This is a genomic window from Azoarcus sp. CIB, assembly GCF_001190925.1.
Taxonomy (GTDB): Bacteria; Pseudomonadota; Gammaproteobacteria; order Burkholderiales; family Rhodocyclaceae; genus Aromatoleum.
This window is the reverse complement of sequence record NZ_CP011072.1, coordinates 993,014-1,016,471: the sequence shown is the minus strand read 5'-3', so window position 1 is coordinate 1,016,471 and position 23,458 is coordinate 993,014. Positions and strand designations below refer to the sequence as shown.

Below are 23,458 nucleotides of genomic sequence, written 5' to 3'. Positions count from 1 at the left end.
GGGTCCTTCTTACTGGACATTCGGTCCTTCTCCATTCAGCCATTCCGCCAGCGGCAGCACCACCGCAGGTTCGCCATGATCCACGAACCAGCTGTCGACCGCAAAGCGCGCGCCGGGATTGTGCCCCGGCACCTCATCCGACTCCAGCTCCGGACGTGCGACGAGGGCCGGCCCGATGTCGGCCAGCACTTCGCCGCAGTCGCACATCGCCAGCATGGGTGCGATGTAGTCAGGGACCGGCGCGGACGCATCCGGCACGGCCGGCCGCGGCCCCGCAGCATCCGTTTCCTCGATCACCGCGGAAAAGTGCTGCAGCACCAGATAAGGCGCCCGCCGCTCAACCGCCAGCACACGATGAAAGCGCAGCCAGCCGCGCGCGGCCATCAGCTCGAGAAAATGCGTCGTCGTGGTCGAGTGGTCGATGCAGTCCATGCGCCCCGCGACCTCATCGTCGCGGTAATTGCCGCCGCGATCCGCCGCGATCGGGGTCTGCCCGGCGGAGAGGCGCTGCATCATGCCCACCGCCCGGGCAATGGCGGCGCGCTCCGAGTCTGCATCCGCGGCCTGCGCCAGCACGTCCGCGACATCGGCGAGCCCGTCCTCGGCCAGCACCACCTCGACCCGGCTCGCGCAACCGTAGTCGAAGCACACCTCGACCGCGTCCGCCCCCTGCGCCAACGGCAACCCGGCGAGCAAGCAGGTGGACACGCAGGTGAGCAGCGCGACACGCATCGCGTCGGCACTCAGCCTGGATAATGCCGAATCAGGTCGAGCGCGTAGCGGCGTCCCGCAATCCAGTCATCGACGCACTGCAGCACCAGCGGATTGCGATGCCGCGCGCGGCACTCCAGCAGTTCGTCGCGCGTCAGCCACAACGCCCGCACGATGCCGGCATCGAGCTCGCGCCCTGTCTCCTCCGCACCGGCCGTGCCGCCGAAGGTGAAACGCAGATAGGTGATTTCACCCTGAGGCACGGGCCACTGATAGATCCCGACCACATACTCGGGCACGAAGCGGTGCGCCGTTTCCTCCAGCGTCTCGCGCGCCGCCGCCTCCACCAGCGACTCACCCGCCTCGAGGTGGCCGGCCGGCTGATTGAAACGCAGTCCGTCGGCCGTCTCTTCCTCGACCACCAGGAAACGTCCGTCGCGTTCGATCACCGATGCCACCGTGACATTCGGCTTCCACACTCTGTCCATCGCGGCCATCGCAGGCAAAAGCGCGATTTTAACGCGCCACGCACGCCACGACGCGCGAAAGTGCAAGCGGAAGCATCCTGCGCGACGCGCACAAGAGCCTGACAGGCATTATCATTCAAGGCTCTCCACGTCAAACCAAGAAAAAGATCGTGCGGAGGAGACCCCTCGCCCGAACAAGACCAACTCATAACGATCATGACTCCCTCACTCGCTGGCATTCCCGTCGATTTCATCCTGTTCGCGTTCACGCTGCTCGGCGTCGCGCTGTTCCACCACTACACCCTGTACGTCGCGCTGACCGGCTTCACCGTCATCAGCCTGTACAAGATCGTGTTCACCGGTTTCGCCGCGGGTGCCGGGGTCGCCGGTTGGTTCGCCCACCTCGGCCACGAATGGGTCACCTTCGCCAACCTGTTCTGCCTGCTGATGGGCTTCGCAATCCTCGCGCGACACTTCGAGAAGAGCCACGTACCGGTGATCCTGCCCAAGTTCCTGCCGCACGACTGGAAAGGCCCGTTCGCCCTGCTGGTGATGATCTTCTTCATCTCGGCGATCCTCGACAACATCGCCGCGGCGCTCATCGGCGGCGCGATGGCACACCAGCTCTTCCGCGCCAAGGTGCATATCGGCTACCTCGCGGCCATCGTCGCCGCGTCCAACGCCGGCGGCGCCGGCTCCGTCGTCGGTGACACCACGACGACGATGATGTGGATCGCCGGCATCTCGCCGCTCGCCGTGCTCGAAGCCGCCCTCGGCGCCGCCGTCGCGCTGTGCATCTTCGGCACCATCGCCGCCAAGCAGCAGCACGCCTGGTCGCCGATCAACAGGCACGCGCACGAGCACACCCGCATCGACTGGGGCCGCATTACCATCGTCGCGCTGATGCTCGGCCTCGCGATCGGCACCAACGTCACCGTGAACATCGCCGCGCCCAGCATCGCCAGCAGCTTCCCCTTCATCGGCGTCGCCGTGTGGGTCGCGATCCTGATCACCGCGAAGCTGCGCCGCCACGACTGGGAGATCCTGCCGGAGACCGCCAAGGGCTCGATCTTCCTGCTCGCACTGGTGGGCTGCGCATCGATGATGCCGGTGAACGAGCTGCCGCCCGCCTCGTGGATGAGCGCCTTCGCCCTGGGCTTCGTCTCCGCCGTGTTCGACAACATCCCGCTCACCGCGCTCGCGATCCGCCAGGGCGGCTACGACTGGGGCTTCCTCGCCTATGCCGTCGGCTTCGGCGGTTCGATGCTGTGGTTCGGCTCCTCGGCCGGCGTCGCCCTGTCCAACATGTATCCGGAAGCCCGTTCGGCCGTCCTGTGGCTGCGCAAGGGCTGGCACATTCCGGTCGCCTATGTCGCCGGCTTCATCGCGATGATGATCTTCATCGGCTGGCACCCGCAGTAAGCCGCAAGCGCCCTGCATCCCGGCAAACCCGCCGGGATTGCGCTAAAATCGCGAATTCGTTCCGCCCTCCGGGGCGGATCCCCCTCTGAACACAATTCCGCTGGAGAATCCCACCATGTCCATGGCTGACCGCGACGGTTTCATCTGGCAGGACGGAAAACTCGTGCCGTGGCGCGAGGCGACGACGCACGTCCTGACCCACTCCCTGCACTACGGCCTGTCCGTATTCGAGGGCGTGCGCGCGTACAAGACCGCCAAGGGCACCGCGATTTTCCGCCTCCCCGAGCACACCCAGCGCCTGATCAACTCCGGCAAGATCTACATGATGGACATTCCTTTCTCCAAGGAAGAACTCATGGAAGCCCAGCTGGAAGTCGTGCGCGCGAACAAGCTCGAATCCTGCTACCTGCGCCCGATCGCCTTCTACGGCTCGGAAAAGATGGGCATCTCGACCCGCGGCGCGCGCGTGCACGTCGCCATCGCCGCCTGGCCGTGGGGCGCCTACCTCGGCGAGGAAGGCCTCGAGAAGGGCATCCGCGTGAAGACCTCGTCCTTCGCGCGCCAGCACGTCAACGTCACCATGGCGCGCGCCAAGCTCGCCAGCACCTACGCCAACTCCATCCTCGCGAACCTCGAAGTCACGCAGGACGGCTATGACGAGGCGCTGCTCCTCGACACCCAGGGTTTCGTCGCCGAAGGCGCGGGCGAAAACCTCTTCGTCATCAAGGACGGCGTGGTCTATGAGCCCGAAATCGCCTCCGCGCTGACCGGCATCACCCGCGACTCGGTGATCAACATCGTGCGCGAACTGGGCTTGCGCTTCGAATCCCGCCGCATGACCCGCGACGACATCTACATCGCCGACGAAGCCTTCTTCACGGGTACCGCAGCCGAAGTCACCCCGATCCGCGAGCTCGACAACCGCAGCATCGGCGCCGGCAAGCGCGGCCCGATCACCGAGAAGATCCAGGCGCGCTTCTTCGACATCGTCAACGGTCGCGCCCCCGAATTCGAGCGCTGGCTCTCTTTCATCTGAGGATTCCTCCGCCATGGCCGAAAACCAGGACAAGAACCAAACCATCGCCGTCACCGCGCACGACCTGCCGCTGCACTGCCCGCGCCCCGATGCGCCGCTGTGGGCGCGCCACCCGCGCGTGTTCCTCGACGTGCTGGCCGAAGGCGAAGCCGTCTGCCCGTACTGCAGCGCCAAGTACGTGTTCACCGGCGAGCACCCGAAGGGTCACCACTGACCGAACGGAACGCACGAACCGACAATGGGGGCAGCAATGCCCCCATCGCATTTCCGGACCAGTCTTTCGCTCACGTCTACAGTCCCCAGCCCAAATGACCAACCCCGTCTTCACCACCGCCCTGGAGGCCGAGGCCGCCTTCTACGATGCGCTCGCGCGCTCCGACATGGACGCAATGATGCAGGTGTGGTCCGAACATGACGAGGTTGTGTGCATCCACCCGGACGGCGCCCGCCTCGTCGGCTTGCGCGCCGTACACGAATCCTGGCGCCAGCTGTTTTCCGGCGGCACCCGCCTCAAGGTCAGTGTTTCCCAGCGGGTCACCGCGGGCAACTCCCTGCTCGCGACGCACAACGTCATCGAACACTTTGCCCTCCCGGGCGACGACCGCGTCCCCCAGCCGATGATCGCGACCAACGTCTACGCGAGCGGCCCGCACGGATGGAAGATGATCATGCACCACGCCTCGCCGGCCCCCGAAATGCACCACGCCGGCATGCACGACGGCCCGCGCATCGTCCACTGACACTGCGGATGCGGCGCCGCAACATGCCCTTATGCTTTTTCCGGCGCCCCGCCGCACCTGATTCACGCATCTGCGCTATCCTGCGCACCTCGGCGGACCCGACGCACACGAGCGTCCGGCCCGGTCCTGAACCCGACCTCTGCACAAGAACACGCCGAACATGACTTCGACCTCCTACACCGTCCCGGCAGCTGAAATCTTCAAGGCCTACGACATCCGCGGCATCGTGGACAGCACCCTTACCGCCGACGCGGTACGCGCCATCGGCCACGCCCTCGGCTCCGAAGCCGTGGCGCGCGGCCAGCGCGCGATCGCCGTCGGCCGCGACGGACGCCTCTCCGGCCCCGAGCTCGCCGGCGCACTGTCCGACGGCATCCGCGCCGCGGGCGTAGACGTCGTCGACATCGGCTGCGTACCCACCCCGCTCACCTACTTCGCCGCCTACCAGCTCGGCACCGACTCCTGCGTCAGCGTCACCGGTAGCCACAATCCGCCCGACTACAACGGCCTGAAGATGGTGCTGGGTGGTCAGACGCTGTACGGCCCCCTGATCCAGGACCTGCGCCGCCGCATCGCCGACAACGACCTCGCACACGGCGCCGGCCAGCTGCGCCAGGAGAACGTCGTCGACGCCTACCTCGAACGCATCGTCTCCGACGTCAAGCTCGCCCGCCCGATGAAGATCGTCATCGACTGCGGCAACGGCGTCGCCGGCGCTATCGCGCCCGAACTCTTCCGCCGCCTCGGCTGCGAAACCGTCGAACTCTTCTGCGAGGTCGACGGCACCTTCCCGAACCACCACCCCGACCCGTCCAAGCCCGAGAACCTGCAGGACGTGATCCGTGCCCTGAAGGAAACCGACGCCGAACTGGGCCTCGCCTTCGACGGCGACGGCGACCGCCTCGGCGTCGTCACCAAGGACGGCCAAATCATCTACCCGGACCGCCAGTTGATGCTGTTCGCGGCCGATGTGCTGTCGCGCGTGCCGGGCGGCGAGATCATCTACGACGTCAAATGCACCCGCAACCTCGCCGGCTGGGTGCGCCAGCACGGCGGCAAGCCGACGATGTGGCAGACCGGCCACGCCCTCGTGAAAGCCAAGCTCAAGGAAACCGGCGCTCCGCTCGCCGGCGAGATGAGCGGCCACGTGTTCTTCAAGGAACGCTGGTTCGGCTTCGACGACGGCCTCTACGCCGGCGCCCGGCTGCTGGAGATCCTGTCGCGCCACGCCGACCCCAGCGCCGTACTGAAGGGCCTCCCCGATGCCGTCAGCACGCCCGAGCTCAATATCAAGATGGCTGAGGGCGAACCCTTCGAACTCGTGCGCCGCCTCAAGGAAGCCGCCCGCTTCGACGGCGCCACCGAAATCATCACCCTCGACGGCGTGCGCGTCGAATACGCCGACGGCTTCGGACTCGCACGTCCGTCGAACACGACGCCAGTCGTCGTGCTACGATTCGAAGCTGACAACGAGGCAGCGATCGCCCGCATCCAGCACGCCTTCCGCAGCGCGATCGATCAGATCTGGCCCGGCCTCAAGCTGCCGTTCTAAGAACATCCGATAACAACAATAACAACAAACACAAGGCCCCGATCACCGGCAACCACCGGGGATCGGGGCCTTTTCCTTTCCGCAGTAAAGAAGTACAAAAGCCCCGCCGGCCAAAGACCGACGGGGCTTTTTCAAGGCTTTGCGAGGAACCGGGCGCTTACAGCTTGCCGGCCACCCAATCCGCGACCCCCGCCAGCGCTGCCGGCAGCTTCGACGGCTCGGTGCCGCCCGCCTGCGCCATATCGGGTCGCCCGCCACCCTTGCCGCCGACCTGCAGTGCGACGAAGTTCACCAGCTCCCCGGCCTTCACCCTGCCCGTCTGGTCCGCCGTCACGCCCGCAATCAGGCTCACCTTGCCGTCGGCCGCAGACGCCAGCACGATCGCCGCCGACTTCAGCTTGTCCTTCAGCTTGTCCATCGTCTCGCGCAGGGTCGGCACGTCGGCACCGTCCAGCATCGCCGCCAGCACCTTGATGCCCTTCACGTCGGTCGCCTGGGCCACCAGATCGTCGCCTTGGCTGGCCGCCAGCTTCGACTTCAGCCGCGCAAGCTCCTTCTCCAGCGCACGCACATTGTCCAGCACCGCCGCGACGCGCTCGGCGACCTCGTCCGGCTGCGCCTTCAACAACGCCGCCACGCCCTGCACGCGACGCTCCTGCTCCTGCACGTAGTGCAGCGCCAGCTCGCCCGTCACCGCCTCGACGCGGCGCACGCCGGCCGCGACACCGCCTTCCGACAGGATCTTGAACAGGCCGATGTCGCCCGTGCGCGCGACGTGCGTGCCGCCGCACAACTCCCGCGTCGAACCGATCGACATCACCCGCACCTCGTCGCCGTACTTCTCGCCGAAGAGCATCATCGCGCCCGTCTTCTGCGCATCCTCGATCGGCATCACGCGTGCGTCGGTCGCCGCATTGGCGAGGATCTCGGCATTGACGAGCTCCTCCACCTCGCGGACCTCCTCCGGCGTCATCGGTGCAGTGTGCGCAAAGTCGAAGCGCGTCTTGTCCGGATCGACCTGCGACCCTTTCTGCTGCACGTGCGCACCCAACACCTCGCGCAGCGCCTTGTGCATCAGGTGCGTGACCGAGTGATTGCGCTGCGTGCGCGCACGCGCCGCCGCATCGACCTTCGCCGCCACACCCTGCCCGACCGACAGCCGGCCCGTCTTCAGCACGCCATGATGGCCGAACACCGTGGCCTGGATCTTCTGCGTGTCCTCGACCGCAAAGATGCCGACCGCGCCGCGCAGCTCGCCGCGGTCGCCGACCTGGCCGCCCGATTCGGCATAGAACGGCGTGTTGTCCAGAACCACGACGCCCATGTCGCCCTCGACCAGCTCATTCACCGGCGCGCCATCCTTGTACAGCGCCAGCACGTTGCCGCGCTCCTCCAGCCGCTCGTAACCGTGGAAGGTCGTCGCCGGACCGTCGTAGTCGAGGTTCGCCGCCATCTTGAACTTGCCGGCCGCACGCGCCTGCTCCTTCTGGCGCGTCATCGCCGCGTCGAAGGCCACCGCATCGACGGTCACGTCGCGCTCGCGGCACACGTCCGCGGTCAGGTCGAGCGGGAAACCGTAGGTGTCGTGCAGCTTGAACGCCGTCTCGCCGTTGAACACCTTCACGTCGGCCGCAGCCATCGCCGCCAGTTCCGCCTCGAGGATGGTCATGCCATTCTCGATCGTCGCGAAGAAGCGGTCCTCCTCCTGCTTGAGTATCTCGGCGACGCGTCCCTGCGCGGTCTTCAGATCAGGATAGGCTTCGCCCATCTCGACGACCAGATCCGCGACGAGGCGATGGAAGAACGCCGCCCGCGCGCCCAGCTTGTAGCCGTGACGGATCGCGCGGCGGATGATCCGGCGCAGCACGTAGCCGCGCCCCTCGTTGCCGGGAATCACGCCATCGGCGATGAGGAAGGAGCAGGCGCGGATATGGTCGGCCAGCACCTTCAGGCTCGGGCTGTCGAGGTCTGCAACTTTCGTCTCGCGCGCCGCAGCCTTGATCAGGGTCTGGAACAGGTCGATCTCGTAGTTGCTATGCACATGCTGCAGCACCGCCGAGACGCGCTCGAGCCCCATGCCGGTGTCAACGCTGGGCTTGGGCAGCGGATGCATCACGCCCGCCTCGTCGCGGTTGAACTGCATGAACACGTTGTTCCAGATCTCGATGTAGCGGTCGCCGTCCTCCTCGGGCGATCCCGGGGGCCCGCCCCAGATCTCGGGGCCGTGGTCGTAGAAGATCTCTGTACACGGACCGCAGGGACCGGTGTCGCCCATCATCCAGAAGTTGTCCGACGCGTAGCGCGCGCCCTTGTTGTCGCCGATGCGGATCACGCGCTCGGCCGGCACGCCCACTTCCTTGGTCCAGATGTCGTAGGCCTCGTCATCCTCGGCGTACACCGTGACCCACAACTTGTCCTTCGGCAGCTTGAATTCCCCGGTCAGCAGCTCCCACGCATAAGCGATCGCATCGCGCTTGAAGTAATCGCCGAAGCTGAAGTTGCCCAGCATCTCGAAGAAGGTGTGATGCCGCGCCGTGTAGCCGACGTTCTCGAGGTCGTTGTGCTTGCCGCCGGCGCGCACGCATTTCTGCGAGGTCGTCGCGCGCGAGTACGGACGCTTGTCGAAGCCCAGGAACACGTCCTTGAACTGATTCATCCCCGCGTTCGTGAACAGCAGGGTGGGATCCTCGTGCGGCACCAGCGAACTGGAGGCAACGATCTGGTGGCCTTTCGACTCGAAGAACTTGAGGAATTTCTCGCGGATTTCGGCGCTTTTCATGGCTGGCATTCGGTTGTGCGGCCCGCATCGGCGCCGCGTCGTTCGGAAGCGACGATTCTAACCGATGCCCGCCCGGTAAGCCGATGAAACGGGCACAGGCGACGCCCAGCCCCATGCGCAGCGCAGCCATCGCCTATAATTTCGGCCTTTCCAGCTCAAAATAACGGATCAACCCCATGGGACATCGACTTTCGAAGATTTACACCCGCACCGGCGACGCCGGCACCACCGGTTTGGGAGACGGCAAGCGCGTGTCGAAAAACAGCCTGCGCATCCATGCCCTCGGGGAAGTCGATGAACTCAATGCCGCCATCGGCGTGCTGCTGTGCGAGGAACTGCCCGAGGACGTGCGCTCGCTGCTGACCGACGCGCAGCATGACCTCTTCGACCTCGGCGGCGAAGTGTGCATCCCGGGCATGAGCATGATCACGACGAAGCAGGTCGAGAAGCTCGAACAGGAACTGGACCGCTTCAACGAACCGCTGGAGCCGCTCAAGGACTTCATCCTGCCCGGCGGCGCCCGCCCCGCCGCGCTCGCGCATCACGCACGCACGGTTTGCCGGCGTGCCGAACGCTCGCTGGTCGCACTGGCGCTGGAGGAGGCGGTGAACGACGGTCCGCGCCAGTACCTCAACCGTCTCTCGGACCTGCTGTTCGTGCTCGGCCGCGTGCTCAACCGCGCCGGCGGCCGCGGCGACGTGCTGTGGCAGAAGCGCAAGAACGCCTGACCCGGACAGGCCGGCAGGAGCGACGGAAACATTTATCCGCGCCGGAACACTCCGGCGCGGAAACCCGCCTTATTCCAGATCGGCGCCGTGGCTCACGCGCCGCTGGCGCACCGCCTCGGCAAGGATCTCGAGAACGGCCACGCTGTCCTCCCAGCCGATGCACGCATCGGTGATGCTCTTGCCGTACTCGAGCTCCTTGCCCGGCACCAGATCCTGGCGCCCGTCCTTCAGGTGCGACTCCACCATGACGCCAATGATGCGATCCTCGCCTGCCGCCATCTGTGCACCGACATCGCGTGCGACGTCGATCTGCAGCCGGTGCTGCTTGCGGCTGTTGGCATGCGAGAAGTCGATCATGACCTTGCCCGGCACCCCTGACGCCGCCAGTTCCTTGCACGCCGCGTCGACACTCGCCGCATCGTAGTTCGGCGCCTTGCCGCCGCGCAGGATCAGATGGCAGTCCTCGTTGCCCATCGTGGAGACGATCGCCGAATGCCCGGCCTTGGTCACCGACAGGAAATGGTGCGGCGACTGCGCGGCCTTGATCGCATCGACGGCAATCTTCACGTTGCCGTCGGTACCGTTCTTGAACCCGACCGGGCACGACAGCCCCGACGCGAGCTCGCGGTGCACCTGGCTCTCGGTCGTGCGCGCACCGATCGCCCCCCACGAGATCAGGTCGCCGATGTACTGGGGCGTGATCATGTCGAGGAACTCGGTCCCGGCCGGAAGACCCATCTCGTTGATTTCCCACAGCAACTTGCGTGCAATGCGCACGCCTTCGTTGATGCGGAAGCTGTTGTCCAGATACGGGTCGTTGATCAGCCCCTTCCAGCCGACCGTGGTGCGCGGCTTCTCGAAATACACGCGCATCACGACGAGGAGTTCGTCCTTGAAGCGGGCCGCCTCGGCCTTCAGCTTGCGCCCGTATTCGAGCGCCGCGTCGAGATCATGGATCGAACACGGTCCGATCACGACCAGCAAGCGATCGTCAGCGCCGTACAGGATGCGATGGATCGCCTGACGCGCCTCGTACGCCACTTCCGCCGACTTCGGGGTCGCCGGAAACTCGCGCAGCACGTGCGCGGGCGGCACCAGCTCCTTGATTTCCTTGATGCGGACGTCGTCGATGTGGATCTTGACTGAAGCGGACATGGCGAAAACTCTGCAGAGTGGCGTTGGCAAGCGTTCGATTCTAGCCGAAGATTGGCGTCCGCCGTGCCTCCGGGCCACGTGACACGGCTCGACCGCGGGCGACGGAGCCGCGGCGGAATAAACCCCGCGGCAGACCTGTTCATGCATTACCAGCCGCCATCGAGGAGCCCGATCATGAACACGCGCCGCCTGTCCGGCGACATCTCCGACGACGGCGTCAACGACGCGCGGCACACCACCCGCCCCTGACCGCTGCCTCGCATGTTCTCCGACGACGCCCTTCTCGCCGAGATTCCGCGCCTGCGCCGCTATGCGCGCGGCCTGACGGGCGACGCCGCACGTGCCGACGACCTCGTGCAGGACACGCTGGAACGCGCCCTGATCAAAGGGCGACTGTGGCGGCCGGGCAACCTGCGCGCCTGGCTGCTGACGATGATGCACAACGTGTTTGTGAACCAGTACCGCGCCGCGGGCGCCATGGACTTCCGTCCCCCCGAAGACCTGCCCGAGGTCGCGGTGCGCCCCCAACAGCAGGACGGCATCGAGTTGCGCGAACTGGAACGCGCGCTGCAGCAGCTATCCCCCGAGCAGCGCGAAGTGCTGCTGCTCGTCGCGCTGGAAGACATGAGCTACGAGGACGCCGCCCGCATCCTCGGCACGCCCATCGGCACCGTCATGTCGCGCCTGTCGCGCGCGCGCGAGCGCCTGCGTCAGGTGCTCGCCGGACAATCCGCCGTACCCGATTATCTGAAGGTTGTGAAATAGCCATGCCCCGCCCGATCTGCGAAGACGATCTCCACGCCTGGGTCGACCGGCGACTCGACGCCGCCCGCCGCGCCGAGGTCGACGCCTGGCTGGCCGAGGATCCTGCACGCGCCGCGCGCATCGAGGGGTGGCGCTCGGACAGCGAAGCGCTGCGCAGCGCCTACGATCCGCTCCTCGCCGAGCCTGTCCCGTCACGCCTGCGTGCCTCGCTCGAACGGCGCCGGCCTGCGCGGACGCTCCGGTTCGCCGCCGTTGCCGCCTGGATGACCGTCGGCGCGCTTGCTGGCGCGGGGGTCGGCTACCACCTGGGTCAGGCCTCCGGCCCCGATAGCGACACCCTCGCATCCCTGCCGCATCGCGCCGCGGTCGCCCACGCGGTGTATTCGCCCGAAGTCCGCCATCCCGTCGAAGTCGGCGCGGACCAGGAACAGCATCTCGTCGCCTGGCTGACGAAGCGCCTCGGGGCCCCGGTGAAACTGCCCGACCTGCGCGAGCAGGGCTTCGCGCTGCTCGGCGGACGTCTGCTGCCGGCGACCGACGGTCCCGGCGCCCAATTCATGTACGAGAACGACGGCGGCCGCCGCCTCACGCTGTACCTCAGCGTGCGCGACGACAGCGCCGGCACGACCGCGTTCCGCTACGCGCAGCAGGGCGACGTGGGCGTGTTCTACTGGGTGGACGGCCGCTTCGCCTACGCCCTGTCCGGCCAGTTCGGCCGCGACACGCTGCTGCCGCTTGCGAACAGCGTCTATCACCAGATCGCTCCCTGACGGTCGCCCGCATCGCGCGGGCCAAATTCCCCAATTAGCCGGAACTTCGGCATCACGCAGATGCCGAATGAGCAATCTTTCTCCCCATGACGTGACGCAATGCTAATCCTCAGGCTCAGCGACATCCTGCCGTCGGAAATCACCCCACGAGCCCTGTTCGAGGACCGGCGGCGCTTCCTCATCGGCGCCGGCGCGACCCTCGCCGCCGGTGCCGCGATGTGGGCCGGCCTTCCATCCGAAGCACGCGCCGCCGCGGCCAAGCTCGACCCGCTGACGCGTTCGCCATTCAGCAGCGACGAGACCCAGACGCCGTACAAGTCGGTCACGACCTACAACAACTACTATGAATTCGGCACTGACAAGGAAGGCCCCGCCGCGAACGCCGGCAAGCTGACGGTGCGCCCGTGGGCGGTGCGCGTCGAGGGACTGGCCGGCAAGCCTCGCACCTTCGACATCGACGACCTGCTCAAGCTCGCGCCGCTCGAGGAACGCATCTACCGCCTGCGCTGCGTCGAGGCGTGGTCGATGGTGATCCCGTGGGTCGGGTTTCCGCTGTCGGCGCTGCTCAGGCAGGTCGATCCGCAAGGTAGCGCGAAGTACGTGGAGTTCATCACCCACTACGACCCGAAGATCATGCTGCGCCGCCCGGTGCTCGACTGGCCCTACACCGAGGGCCTGCGCATGGACGAGGCGATGCATCCGCTGACGCTGCTCACGCTCGGCCTGTACGGGGAGGTGTTGCCGAACCAGAACGGCGCGCCGGTGCGCGTCGTCGTGCCGTGGAAATACGGCTTCAAGAGCGCAAAATCGATCGTCGCGATCCGTCTCGTCGACAAGGAACCCCGCACCGCGTGGAACAAGTCCGCGCCGAGCGAGTACGGCTTCTATTCGAACGTGAACCCGAACGTCGACCACCCGCGCTGGAGCCAGGCGACCGAGCGACGGATAGGCGAATTCCGCAAGCGCTCGACGCTGATGTTCAACGGCTATGCCGAACAGGTTGCGAGCCTGTACCAGGGCATGGACCTGCGCAAGCTCTTCTGACCCGCCCGATGACAAAGACCCCGTCCGCCGCCCAGCTCGCCGCGATCAAGGCCCTGCTGTTTGCCCTGTGCCTCGTACCGTTCGCGCTCTACACGCAGCGCTGGTTAGACGACGCCCTCGGCGCGAATCCCATCGAGGCGATCACGCGCGGCAGCGGCGACTGGACGCTGCGCTTCCTGCTCATCACGCTCGCCGTCACGCCGCTGCGCAAGCTCAGCGGACTCAACTGGCTGCTGCGTCTGCGCCGCATGCTGGGTCTGTTCGCATTCTTCTACGCCAGTCTGCACTTCACGACGTATTTCTGGCTCGACCAGTTCTTCGACCTGCAATCGATCGCGCACGACATCATGAAGCGGCCCTTCGTCACTGTGGGCTTCGCCGCCTTCGTGCTGCTGATCCCGCTCGCTGTCACGTCGAACAACTACGCGATCCGGCGCCTCGGCGGACGTCGTTGGCAGTCGCTGCACCGCTCCGTGTACGCGATCGGCATCCTCGCGATCGTGCATTACTGGTGGCTGGTGAAGGCCGACATCCTCGAACCGATGATCTACGGCCTGACCCTCGCCGCCCTGCTCGGCATGCGCGGCTGGTGGCGCGAGCTGGAACGCCGCCGGCAGATCGCCGCGAGCATGCCGCGCCCGATGCCGGGCGGGAAGGTCATCCCGCTCGTAATGAAGTCGTTGCGCTAGGTATGTGACTCAGTCCTGCTTCGGCCGGATCGCATTCTTCGGCCGGAAAGCCTTGATCACGGCCTCGTCGGTCTCGACGTAAGGCCCGCCGATGAGGTCGATGCAGTAGGGAATCGCTGCGAAGATGCCGACGTGCGCGACCGAGCCGTCGGCCGCACGCAAGCCTTCCAGCGTCTCGCGGATCGACTTCGGCTGCCCCGGCAGGTTCACGATCAGCGACTTGCCGCGGATCACCGCGACCTGCCGCGACAGGATCGCCGTCGGCACGAAGTTCAGGCTGATACGGCGCATCTCCTCGCCAAAACCGGGCATCTCCTTCTCGCCCACCGCCAGCGTCGCCTCCGGCGTCACGTCGCGTACGGCCGGCCCGGTGCCGCCGGTCGTCAGGATCAGCGAGCAGCCCACGGTGTCGACGAGATCGAGCAGCGTGCGCTCGATCATCGGCCGTTCGTCCGGAATCAGCCGCGTCTCCGCACGCCACGGCGAAGTCAGCGCCTTCGCGAGCCAGTCCTTCAGCGCCGGGATGCCCTGGTCCTCGTAGGTCCCGTCGGAAGCCCGGTCGCTGATCGAGACCAGGCCGATGGTGATTTCGTCGCTCATTGCATCTCCCTGCGGCTTATTCGTCGGCGGCATCGTCGGCCGCGGGGTCCTCGCCGCCACCGTCGCCCGCCCCGGCATCCAGATCGCGCAGGATGCGGAAAATTTCGCGGAAAGCGCGCGGCGGCTTGTTCAGCTCGCGCTCCTTGAGCGCGTTGCGGCGCAGCGTGCGCAGCTGCTGGAAGTCCGCCTCCGGCCACAACTCGCCGATCGCCTGCAGCGTCTTCTCGTCTTCGAGCAGATCGACGCGCAGGCGCTCCAGCCGGTGCTGGCGTGCGATCTCCGCCTTCGAGATGCCGTTGAAGACGTCCAGCTGCGCCTGGATCGGCGCCGGATCGACGTTGCGCATCAGCTTGCCGACATACTGCATCTGGCGCCGGCGCCCCTCGTGGCTGGTGGTGCGCTTCGCCTCGCGCACCGCATCGGCGAGCGACTCGGACATCGGCACCTTCTTCAGCTGGTCCAGCGACAACGCCACCAGCTGCTCACCCAGATCCTGCAGCGCATGCATGTCGCGTTTGCGCTGGCTCTTGCTGGGCGGCTCCGGAACGCCCGAATCGTCGTCCGGAAGCATCTCGTCGTGGTGGGCGTGGCTCATGGAAAGTACAGTCGGTGGGAACGGGGTAAGATTATAGCCTTTGCTCAACGGTCTCCCCCCATGTCCGATCAAGGCTTCTCCTTCCCCTCCGACCGCCTGCAGGAAATCGCCAGCGACATCCTCAAGTTCGCGAAGAAGCGCGGCGCGTCGGCCTGCGAAACCGACGTCTCGGAAGGCTTCGGCCAGTCCGCGACGGTGCGCAAGGGCGAAGTCGACACGATCGAGTACAACCGCGACAAGGGCATCGGCGTCACCGTCTACCTCGGCCAGCAGCGCGGCCACGCGAGCACGTCGGACTTCTCGAAAGCAGCCCTCAAGGCCACCGTCGACGCGGCGGTTTCGATCGCACGCTTCACCGCCCCCGACCCCTGCGCCGGACTCGCCGAGGCCGCGCTGATGGCCACGGACTGCCCCGACCTCGACCTGCACCACCCGTGGCGCCCGAGCGTCGAAGAGGCCATCACCGCCGCACGTCGCTGCGAGGACGCTGCCTTCGCGGCCAGCCCGAAGATCACGAATTCCGAAGGTGCCAGCGTCTCGACGCAGGAATCGCACTTCGTCTCCGCCAACAGCAACGGCTTCATGGGCGGCTACGCCAGCTCGCGCCACAGCCTGTCGTGTTCGGTCATCGCCGGCGAAGGCGACGGCATGCAGCGTGAATACTGGTACGACACGCGCCGCGACGCCGCCGAGCTGATGTCGGCCGAATCGGTCGGCCAGCGCGCCGCCGAACGTGCGCTCGCGCGCCTCGGCGCGAAGAAGATCAAGACCTGCGAAGTGCCCGTGCTGTTCGACGCGGCGCTCGCCGTGTCGCTGATCGGCAACTTCGTGTATGCAGTGAGCGGCGGCTCGCTGTACCGTAAATCCTCCTTCCTGCTCGACAGCCTCGGCCAGCCCGTGTTCTCGCCCCTCGTGAATATCTCCGAGCGCCCGCACCTGCCCAAGGGCTTCGGCTCCAGCGCCTTCGACAGCGACGGCGTGGCCACGCACGACCGCGAAGTCGTCACCGACGGCGTGCTGCAGGGCTATTTCCTGTCGACCTACTCGGCGCGCAAGCTCGGCCTGCAGACCACCGGCAACGCGGGCGGCTCGCACAATCTCATCGTCAAGCCGGGCGACATGGACTTCGCCGCGCTGGTCAAGCACATGGATCGCGGCCTAGTCGTCACCGAACTCCTCGGCCAGGGCGTCAATTACGTCACCGGCGATTACTCGCGCGGCGCGGCGGGCTTCTGGGTCGAGAAGGGCAAGATCAAGCACGCCGTGGAAGAAATCACCATCGCCGGCAACCTGCGCGACATCTTCCGCAACATCGTCGCCATCGGCAACGACGCGCTGCCGCGCGGCTCGAAACTGTGCGGCTCGATCCTCATCGAGCGCATGAAGGTCGCCGGACACTGAGCGCTTCCGGCGCGTGACCGCCACCGCAGTCGTGGCAATTCCATCGTGCTGGGCTATGATTCGGCGCGCGATCCGGGGCGACCGCATCGCACCCCGGACCATCCTAATGTCATTGTCTCGAATCCCGCACGGATAACAAGGAGAGATCGTGGAACGTCGCAAGTTTCTCAAAGGGGCCGGCCTTGCCGGCGTGCTCGCCAGCGGCACCGCACCGGCAATCGTCCATGCGCAGGAAAACATCCGCTGGCGCCTCGCCTCGAGCTTCCCGAAATCGCTCGACACCCTGATCGGCGCGGCCGAAGTGTTCGCCAAGACCGTATCGGAGCTGACAGGCGGAAAGTTCCAGGTCACCGTGCATGCCGCGGGCGAGCTCGTCCCCGCCTTCGGCGTCGTCGACGCGATCCAGCAGGGCACGATCGAGTGCGCCAACACCGCCCCGTACTACTTCTTCGGCAAGGACGAAGCCTTCGCGTTCGACTGCGCGATCCCGTTCGGCATGAACGAGCGCCAGCTCAACGCCTGGATGTTCGACGGCAACGGCGGGAAGCTGCTGCGCGAGTTCTACGCCCCGTACAACATCATCAGCTTCCCGATGGGCAACACCGGAGCGCAGATGGGCGGCTGGTTCCGCAAGGAGATCAAGTCGGTCGCCGACTTTAACGGCCTGAAGTTCCGCGTCGGCGGCTTCGGCGGCCGCGTGCTGGCGAAGCTCGGCGTGGTCTCGCAGAACATCCCCGCGGGCGAAATCTACTCGGCGCTGGAAAAGGGCGCGCTCGACGCGACCGAATTCGTCGGCCCGCACGACGACCTCAAGCTCGGCCTGTACCGGGTCGCGCCCTACTACTACTACCCGGCATGGTGGGAAGGCAGCGCCCAGACCACCCTGTACGTCGGCGCCAAGGCCTTCAACGGGCTGTCGAAGGAATACCAGGCAGTGGTACGCGCCGCTGCCACCGAGTCGCATGTCATCACCCAGGCGCGCTATGACGCACGCAATCCGCCGGCGCTCAAGCAGCTGATCTCCGAAGGCGCCAAGCTCCGCCGCCTGCCCAAGGACGTGATGGATGCAGCATTCAAGGCCTCGCGCGAGGTCTATGCCGAATTGAACGACAAGAATCCAAACTGGAAGAAGATCTACGACGACTACTCCCGCTTCATGAAGGATCAGTACCAGTGGACTGGGATCGCCGAGAGCAGCTACGACCAGTACATGGCGGCACAGAAGCTCTGATCCGCCGGCAGCATGGGGGCGGACCGCACCGGTCCCTGCCCCCGGTCTCGCGCGCCGCGACGGCGCGCGAGACCCTCCCCGCAACACTGCCACGGCAAGCCACGCCGCCGTTTGTTAGGGTTTTCCGCGGCTTTTTCGACCTACTCCGAACGAAGTACTCTCAGTGCCATTACAACCAGCAACACACGTGAGAGGAGACATCTCGTGGAACGTCGCAAATTTCTGAAAAACGCCGGCCTCGCCGGGATCATCGCTGCGGGCACTGCACCGGCGATCGTCGGCGCACAACAGGCCATCCGCTGGCGTCTGGCGTCGAGCTTCCCGAAATCGCTCGAAACCCTCTTCGGCGGCGCAGAGACCTTCGCCAAGAACGTCACCGAAGCGACGGGCGGCAAGTTCACAGTCAGCGTGCATGCCGCCGGCGAGCTCGTCCCGGCCTTCGGCGTCGTCGACGCGCTGCAGCAGGACACCATCGAGTGCGCGCACACCGCGCCCTACTATTTCTTCGGCAAGGACGAGACCTTCGCGCTCGACTGCGCCATCCCCTTCGGCATGAACGCGCGCCAGATGGCCGCGTGGATGAACGAAGGCAATGGCATGAAGCTGCTGCGCGAGTTCTATGCCCAGTTCAACATCGTGAATTTCATGATGGGCAACTCCGGCGCACAGATGGGCGGCTGGTATCGCAAGGAGATCAAGTCGGTCGCCGACCTCAACGGCCTCAAGATCCGCATCGGGGGCTTCGCCGGCCGCGTCATCACGAAGCTCGGTGCCGTACCGCAGAACATCCCGGCTGGCGAGATCTACCAGGCGCTGGAAAAAGGCACCGTGGACGCCGCCGAGTGGATCGGCCCCTATGACGATCTGCGCCTCGGCCTGCACAAGGTCGCCAAGAACTACTACTACCCGGCCTGGTGGGAAGGCAGCACGCAATTCTCGCTATTGGTCAACGCCAAGGCCTACAACGGCCTGTCGAAGGAATACCAGTCCATCGTGCGCCAGGCCGCCTCCGACGCCCACATCGAAGTGCTGGCGCGTTACGACGCGCGCAACCCGACCGCCCTCAAGCAGCTCATCGCCGAGGGCGCCAAGCTGCAGCGCCTGCCGAAGGACGTCATGGACGCCGCCTTCAAGGCCTCGCGCGAAGTCTACGCCGAGCTGAACAGCAAGAACCCGCAGTGGAAGAAGGTCTACGCCGACTACTCGCGCTTCCTCGCCGACGCCTACCAGTGGCAGGGCATCGCCGAAGGCAGCTACGACCAGTACATGGCAGCACAGAAACTTTAAGCAGCACCCCGGACGGCCCGCTTCGGCGGGCCGTTTGCACTTCCGCCACAGGCTGCAGCACGGTAGCATCCGATCCCCGGCGAGCCCGGCCCAATGGCCGACGCCGTCGCCCCACACGTTTCAGGCGAATACCCGATGGGAACTCTGCTCAATTTGTCAAAATCGATTGACGCACTCAGCCGGCTCATCGGCAGGATCGTCATCTGGTTCATCTTTGCCACGGCGACCATCAGCGCATTGAACGCCGTCGCGCGCAAAGCATTCAACATCGGCTCGAACGCCTTTCTCGAAATCCAGTGGTATCTATTCGCCGCCGTGTTCATGCTTGGCGCGGGCTACGCCTTCCTGCAGAACGCCCACGTGCGAATCGACGTGGTGGCGGGCAAGTTGAGCGCACGCGTGCGCAATTGTGTCGACATCATCGGCATCATCGTTTTCCTGCTGCCGCTGTGTTACTTCATGATCAGCTTCTCGTGGCCCGTGGTGCACGCCGCCTATGTGTCGGGCGAAATGTCGTCGAACGCCGGCGGCCTGATCCGCTGGCCCGTTTACGCGATGGTGCCGGCCGGCTTCGGTCTCCTCGGCCTGCAGGCCATATCCGAACTGATCAAGCGCATCGCGTTCCTGACGGGCAGCGGCCCCGACTGCCTCGCCCACTCCGGGGCAGACACCACCGAAGACCATGTTCACGCCGCAGTCGGCGACGTCCCCCAGAACAACGCAGCCGGCGAGTCCCAGAAATGATCGAATTCGTCTCCGCCAACATCGCCCCGATCATGTTCGGGGTCATCATCTTCTTCCTCCTGTCCGGCTTCCCGGTCGCCTTCTCGCTGTCGGCCTGCGGCCTGTTCTTCGGCTTCGTCGGCCTCGAACTCGGGCTGATCCCCTCGACCTTGTTCCAGGCACTGCCGCTGCGCGTGTTCGGCATCATGCAGAACGACACGCTGCTGGCGATCCCGTTCTTCACGCTGATGGGACTGGTGCTCGAACGCAGCGGCATGGCCGAGGACCTGCTCGAGACCGTCGGCCAGGTGTTCGGCCCGGTGCGCGGCGGTCTCGCGCTCGCCGTCATCTTCGTCGGCGCCCTGCTCGCCGCGACGACCGGCGTCGTCGCCGCCTCGGTGATCTCGATGGGCCTGATCTCGCTGCCGATCATGCTGCGCTACGGCTACAGCCGCCCGATCGCCGCAGGCGTCATCACCGCGTCGGGCACCCTCGCACAGGCGATCCCGCCTTCGCTGGTGCTGATCGTCATGGCCGACCAGCTCGGCCGCAGCGTCGGCGACATGTACAAGGGCGCGATGATCCCCGCGCTCGCACTGGTCGGCCTGTACGCGCTGTTCATCATCGGCCTGGCAATGTTCAAGCCCAAAATGGTGCCGGCATTGCCCCCCGAAGCGCTCGCCTACCGCGAACCGGACGGCAGCTCGGGCCTGCGCTCGCTCGGCGTTCTTGCGATCGTCGTCACCGCAGCGTCGATCGCCCTGGGCAAGAACTACGACACGATCCTCCACTGGCTCAAGGGGCCGGACGTGATCGCGCCAGCCCTCGACGAAGTCATCGTCGTAGCACTGACCTTCGGCACGATCCTCGCCCTCGTCCTCGCCCTCATCAACAAGGGGCTGAGGATCGGCCTGCTGTCGCGCATCGCCGAGCGCGTCACCTTCGTACTGATCCCGCCGCTGATCCTGATCTTCCTCGTCCTCGGCACGATCTTCCTCGGCGTCGCGACGCCGACCGAAGGCGGTGCGATGGGTGCAGTCGGCGCGATGATCATGGCCGCATCGCGCAGGCGCCTCGACTTCAAGACCCTGGTCCAGGCCCTCGAATCGACCTCGCGGCTGTCGATCTTCGTGATGTTCATCCTCGTCGGCTCGACGATCTTCAGCTTCGTGTTCACCGCAGTCGACGGCCAGATCTGGGTCGAGCACCTGTTCGACCGGTTGCCCGGCGGCCAGCTCGGCTTCCTGCTGTTCGTCAACACGGTGATCTTCTTCCTCGGCTGCTTCATCGACTTCTTCGAGATCGCGTTCATCCTGATGCCGCTCCTCGGACCGGTCGCGGACAAGATGGGGATCGACCTGATATGGTTCGGCGTGATCATCGCGATGAACCTGCAGACCTCGTTCCTGACACCGCCCTTCGGCTTTGCGCTGTTCTACCTCCGCAGCGTCGCGCCGGCCAACGCCTACCTCGACCGCATCACGAACAAGCGCATCGAGGGCTTCAAGACCGGTGACATCTATCGCGGCTCGATCGCTTTCGTGATCATCCAGATCGTCATGGTCGCGCTCATCATCATCTTCCCCGAGCTCGTGACGGGCGGTCTCGACGAGAAGTCGAAGGTCGACCTCGACACCATCCAGATCCAGCAGCCCGCAGGCGAGGGAGGATGGGGAGAAAGCGGCGGCGGAGGCGCATGGAAGTGAGACCCACCCGCCTGTGCCTCGTCCGGCACGGCGAGACCGAGTGGAATGCGGAACGGCGGCTGCAGGGGCACCTCGACGTGCCCCTGAACCGCACCGGCGAGGCGCAGGCCGCGGCTACCGCGGCGAGCCTCGCCACCGTGCACTTCGCCGCAGTCTATTGCAGCGACCTGCAGCGAGCGCGCCAGACCGCTGCCGCCATCACCCGCGATCGGGCAGCCGCAGTCGAATTCCACGACCGCCTGCGCGAGCGCCACTACGGCGCCTTCCAGGGACTGACCTACGCCGAGGCTGAAGCCCGCTTTCCGGACGACTATCTCCGTTTCAAGCAGCGCGACCCGCATTTCACCTTTCCGGGAGGCGGCGAAAGCCTTTCCGAGTTCGCCGGCCGCATCGAGGCCATGCTCGCCGACCTCGCTTCCAACCACCACGGCGAGCAGGTCCTGATCGTCACGCACGGCGGCGTGCTCGACATCGTCCATCGCCTCGCCGCCGGCAAGGCGCTCGACGCGCCGCGCGACTTCGCCATCCCGAACGCCGCCCTCAACTGGATCGAATACGACGGCACGCGCTGGCACCTCGTCAGCTGGGCCGACAAGCGCCACCTCGACGGTGCGCGCGACGAACTACCCAACGCCTGAAGCCGTGCCTCCCCTGCACCGGGCGCCGGCCTGCGTTTCATCCGCACTCCGCGTGCGTGCTAATATCCGCCTTTAATCACCCCTTCGAGACCGTTTCATGTTCTCTGCGCAAGACACCCTCGCCAAGGTCGATCCGGAACTGTGGGCAGCCATCCAGGCCGAAAACCGCCGTCAGGAAGACCATATCGAACTCATCGCCTCGGAAAACTACGTTTCCAACGCCGTGATGGAAGCGCAGGGTTCCCAGCTGACCAACAAGTACGCCGAAGGCTATCCGGGCAAGCGCTACTACGGCGGCTGCGAGCACGTCGACGTTGCCGAGCAGATCGCGATCGACCGCCTCAAGAAGCTCTTCGGCGCCGACGCCGCGAACGTGCAGCCGAACTCCGGTTCGCAGGCCAACCAGGCCGTGCTGATGGCCTTCGCCAAGCCCGGCGACACCATCATGGGCATGAGCCTTGCCGAAGGCGGCCACCTCACCCATGGCATGCCGCTAAACATGTCCGGCAAGTGGTTCAACGTCGTCGCGTATGGCTTGACCGAGAAGGAAGAGATCGACTACGACCAGATGGAGCGCCTCGCCCGCGAGCACAAGCCGCGCATCATCATCGCCGGCGCCTCCGCCTACTCGTTGCGCATCGACTTCGAGCGCTTCGCGAAGGTCGCGAAGGAAGTCGGCGCGATCTTCTGGGTCGACATGGCCCACTACGCCGGCCTGATCGCCGCGGGCTACTACCCGAACCCGGTTCCGCACGCCGACGTCGTCACCTCGACCACGCACAAGACGCTGCGCGGCCCGCGCGGCGGCATCATCCTGATGAAGGCCGAGCACGAGAAGGCCATCAACTCCGCGATCTTCCCGGGCCTGCAAGGCGGCCCGCTGATGCACGTCATCGCCGGCAAGGCCGTCGCCTTCAAGGAAGCGCTGACGCCGCAGTTCCGTAATTACCAGGAACAGGTCATCGCCAACGCCCGCGTCATGGCGCGCGTGCTCGGCGAAGAGCGCGGCCTGCGCATCGTCTCGGGCCGCACCGAAAGCCACGTGTTCCTCGTCGACCTGCGCGCGAAGAACATCACCGGCAAGGCCGCCGAGGCCGCGCTGGGCGCCGCGCACATCACGGTGAACAAGAACGCCATCCCGAAGGACCCGGAAAAGCCCTTCGTCACGTCCGGCATCCGCATCGGCTCGCCGGCGATGACCACCCGCGGCTTCACCGAGATCGAAGCCGAGCAGATCGCGCACCTGATCGCCGATGTGCTCGACGCGCCCGCGGACGAAGCCGTCCTCACCCGCGTTCGCGGCAAGGTCGCCGAACTGTGCGCCAAGCACCCGGTGTATGGGAAGTAATCCGCGGACAGCGAGTCCTGCGTGAACATCCGGGGTGTGCCGTCCTTGCACGGCACACCCCGTTTTTTTGT

General features: G+C 65.9%; 23 protein-coding genes. 17 read left to right on the top strand and 6 right to left on the bottom strand.

Annotated elements, in window-relative coordinates:
* Nucleotides 1-9: 9 nt before the first annotated feature.
* Nucleotides 10-732: a hypothetical protein gene (locus AzCIB_RS04510; protein ID WP_050414794.1), complete on the bottom strand. Its 723-nt coding sequence runs from the start codon at nt 730-732 to the stop codon at nt 10-12.
* 11 nt (nt 733-743) lie between these two features.
* The gene (locus AzCIB_RS04505) at nt 744-1,199 is read right to left on the bottom strand and encodes an NUDIX hydrolase (RefSeq protein WP_050418217.1); all 456 of its coding nucleotides are present in this window, start codon (nt 1,197-1,199) and stop codon (nt 744-746) included.
* A gap of 195 nt (nt 1,200-1,394) precedes the next feature.
* Here AzCIB_RS04505 and AzCIB_RS04500 point away from each other — a divergent pair, with 195 nt between their 5' ends.
* From AzCIB_RS04500 to AzCIB_RS04480, 5 genes are all read left to right on the top strand, one after another.
* The gene (locus tag AzCIB_RS04500; RefSeq protein ID WP_050414793.1) at nt 1,395-2,600 is read left to right on the top strand and encodes a citrate transporter; all 1,206 of its coding nucleotides are present in this window, start codon (nt 1,395-1,397) and stop codon (nt 2,598-2,600) included.
* Nucleotides 2,601-2,715: 115 nt separating this feature from the next.
* Nucleotides 2,716-3,636: a branched-chain amino acid transaminase gene (locus AzCIB_RS04495; RefSeq protein WP_050414792.1), complete on the top strand. Its 921-nt coding sequence runs from the start codon at nt 2,716-2,718 to the stop codon at nt 3,634-3,636.
* Nucleotides 3,637-3,649: 13 nt separating this feature from the next.
* Nucleotides 3,650-3,850 (top strand): zinc-finger domain-containing protein, encoded by a 201-nt coding sequence (locus tag AzCIB_RS04490; RefSeq protein ID WP_050414791.1) that lies wholly within the window; start codon nt 3,650-3,652, stop codon nt 3,848-3,850.
* Between the two features lie 94 nt (nt 3,851-3,944).
* A complete protein-coding gene (locus AzCIB_RS04485; RefSeq protein WP_050414790.1) occupies nt 3,945-4,376 on the top strand; it encodes a YybH family protein in 432 nt (143 codons plus the stop codon).
* Nucleotides 4,377-4,536: 160 nt separating this feature from the next.
* A complete protein-coding gene (locus AzCIB_RS04480) occupies nt 4,537-5,928 on the top strand; it encodes a phosphomannomutase/phosphoglucomutase (protein WP_050414789.1) in 1,392 nt (463 codons plus the stop codon).
* A 157-nt stretch (nt 5,929-6,085) separates the two neighbouring features.
* Here AzCIB_RS04480 and alaS read toward each other — a convergent pair whose 3' ends face one another.
* Entirely contained in the window at nt 6,086-8,707 is a 2,622-nt protein-coding gene (alaS, locus tag AzCIB_RS04475) for an alanine--tRNA ligase (RefSeq protein WP_050414788.1), read from the bottom strand.
* Nucleotides 8,708-8,883: 176 nt separating this feature from the next.
* Here alaS and AzCIB_RS04470 point away from each other — a divergent pair, with 176 nt between their 5' ends.
* Nucleotides 8,884-9,435: a cob(I)yrinic acid a,c-diamide adenosyltransferase gene (locus tag AzCIB_RS04470; RefSeq protein ID WP_050414787.1), complete on the top strand. Its 552-nt coding sequence runs from the start codon at nt 8,884-8,886 to the stop codon at nt 9,433-9,435.
* 69 nt (nt 9,436-9,504) lie between these two features.
* On the opposite strand, the gene aroG is transcribed toward AzCIB_RS04470, so the two are convergent.
* Nucleotides 9,505-10,590 carry a 3-deoxy-7-phosphoheptulonate synthase AroG gene (gene aroG / locus AzCIB_RS04465; RefSeq protein WP_050414786.1) on the bottom strand — a complete coding sequence of 362 codons (1,086 nt, stop codon included), beginning with the start codon at nt 10,588-10,590 and terminating at the stop codon, nt 9,505-9,507.
* A 261-nt stretch (nt 10,591-10,851) separates the two neighbouring features.
* On the opposite strand from aroG, the gene AzCIB_RS04460 reads away from it, so the two are divergent.
* The 4 genes from AzCIB_RS04460 (at nt 10,852) to msrQ (ending at nt 13,858) form a co-directional block, all read left to right on the top strand.
* Entirely contained in the window at nt 10,852-11,355 is a 504-nt protein-coding gene (locus AzCIB_RS04460; protein WP_050414785.1) for a sigma-70 family RNA polymerase sigma factor, read from the top strand.
* Between the two features lie 2 nt (nt 11,356-11,357).
* Nucleotides 11,358-12,125, top strand: coding sequence for an anti-sigma factor family protein (locus tag AzCIB_RS04455; protein WP_050414784.1), 768 nt, complete (start codon nt 11,358-11,360; stop codon nt 12,123-12,125).
* Nucleotides 12,126-12,224: 99 nt separating this feature from the next.
* Entirely contained in the window at nt 12,225-13,169 is a 945-nt protein-coding gene (msrP, locus tag AzCIB_RS04450; RefSeq protein WP_050414783.1) for a protein-methionine-sulfoxide reductase catalytic subunit MsrP, read from the top strand.
* Nucleotides 13,170-13,177: 8 nt separating this feature from the next.
* Nucleotides 13,178-13,858, top strand: coding sequence for a protein-methionine-sulfoxide reductase heme-binding subunit MsrQ (gene msrQ, locus AzCIB_RS04445; protein WP_050414782.1), 681 nt, complete (start codon nt 13,178-13,180; stop codon nt 13,856-13,858).
* Nucleotides 13,859-13,867: 9 nt separating this feature from the next.
* On the opposite strand, the gene mog is transcribed toward msrQ, so the two are convergent.
* Entirely contained in the window at nt 13,868-14,458 is a 591-nt protein-coding gene (gene mog / locus AzCIB_RS04440) for a molybdopterin adenylyltransferase (protein WP_050414781.1), read from the bottom strand.
* A gap of 16 nt (nt 14,459-14,474) precedes the next feature.
* On the bottom strand, nt 14,475-15,053 hold the full coding sequence (yjgA, locus tag AzCIB_RS04435) for a ribosome biogenesis factor YjgA (RefSeq protein ID WP_050414780.1): 579 nt from the start codon (nt 15,051-15,053) through the stop codon (nt 14,475-14,477).
* Nucleotides 15,054-15,113: 60 nt separating this feature from the next.
* On the opposite strand from yjgA, the gene pmbA reads away from it, so the two are divergent.
* The 7 genes from pmbA to glyA all read left to right on the top strand — a co-directional run bounded on the left by pmbA (nt 15,114) and on the right by glyA (nt 23,387).
* Complete coding sequence (gene pmbA, locus AzCIB_RS04430; protein WP_050414779.1) at nt 15,114-16,454, top strand: metalloprotease PmbA; 1,341 nt, start codon at nt 15,114-15,116, stop codon at nt 16,452-16,454.
* 148 nt (nt 16,455-16,602) lie between these two features.
* On the top strand, nt 16,603-17,685 hold the full coding sequence (locus tag AzCIB_RS04425) for a TRAP transporter substrate-binding protein (protein ID WP_050414778.1): 1,083 nt from the start codon (nt 16,603-16,605) through the stop codon (nt 17,683-17,685).
* Nucleotides 17,686-17,889: 204 nt separating this feature from the next.
* Nucleotides 17,890-18,972: a TRAP transporter substrate-binding protein gene (locus AzCIB_RS04420; protein WP_050414777.1), complete on the top strand. Its 1,083-nt coding sequence runs from the start codon at nt 17,890-17,892 to the stop codon at nt 18,970-18,972.
* A gap of 135 nt (nt 18,973-19,107) precedes the next feature.
* On the top strand, nt 19,108-19,716 hold the full coding sequence (locus AzCIB_RS04415; RefSeq protein WP_050414776.1) for a TRAP transporter small permease subunit: 609 nt from the start codon (nt 19,108-19,110) through the stop codon (nt 19,714-19,716).
* On the top strand, nt 19,713-21,401 hold the full coding sequence (locus tag AzCIB_RS04410) for a TRAP transporter large permease (RefSeq protein ID WP_050414775.1): 1,689 nt from the start codon (nt 19,713-19,715) through the stop codon (nt 21,399-21,401). Before AzCIB_RS04415 ends, AzCIB_RS04410 begins: the two co-directional genes overlap by 4 nt.
* Nucleotides 21,392-22,039, top strand: a complete 648-nt coding sequence (locus AzCIB_RS04405) for a histidine phosphatase family protein (protein WP_050414774.1) — start codon at nt 21,392-21,394, stop codon at nt 22,037-22,039. Before AzCIB_RS04410 ends, AzCIB_RS04405 begins: the two co-directional genes overlap by 10 nt.
* Before the next feature lie 97 nt (nt 22,040-22,136).
* Entirely contained in the window at nt 22,137-23,387 is a 1,251-nt protein-coding gene (gene glyA, locus AzCIB_RS04400) for a serine hydroxymethyltransferase (RefSeq protein WP_050414773.1), read from the top strand.
* Nucleotides 23,388-23,458: the final 71 nt, after the last annotated feature.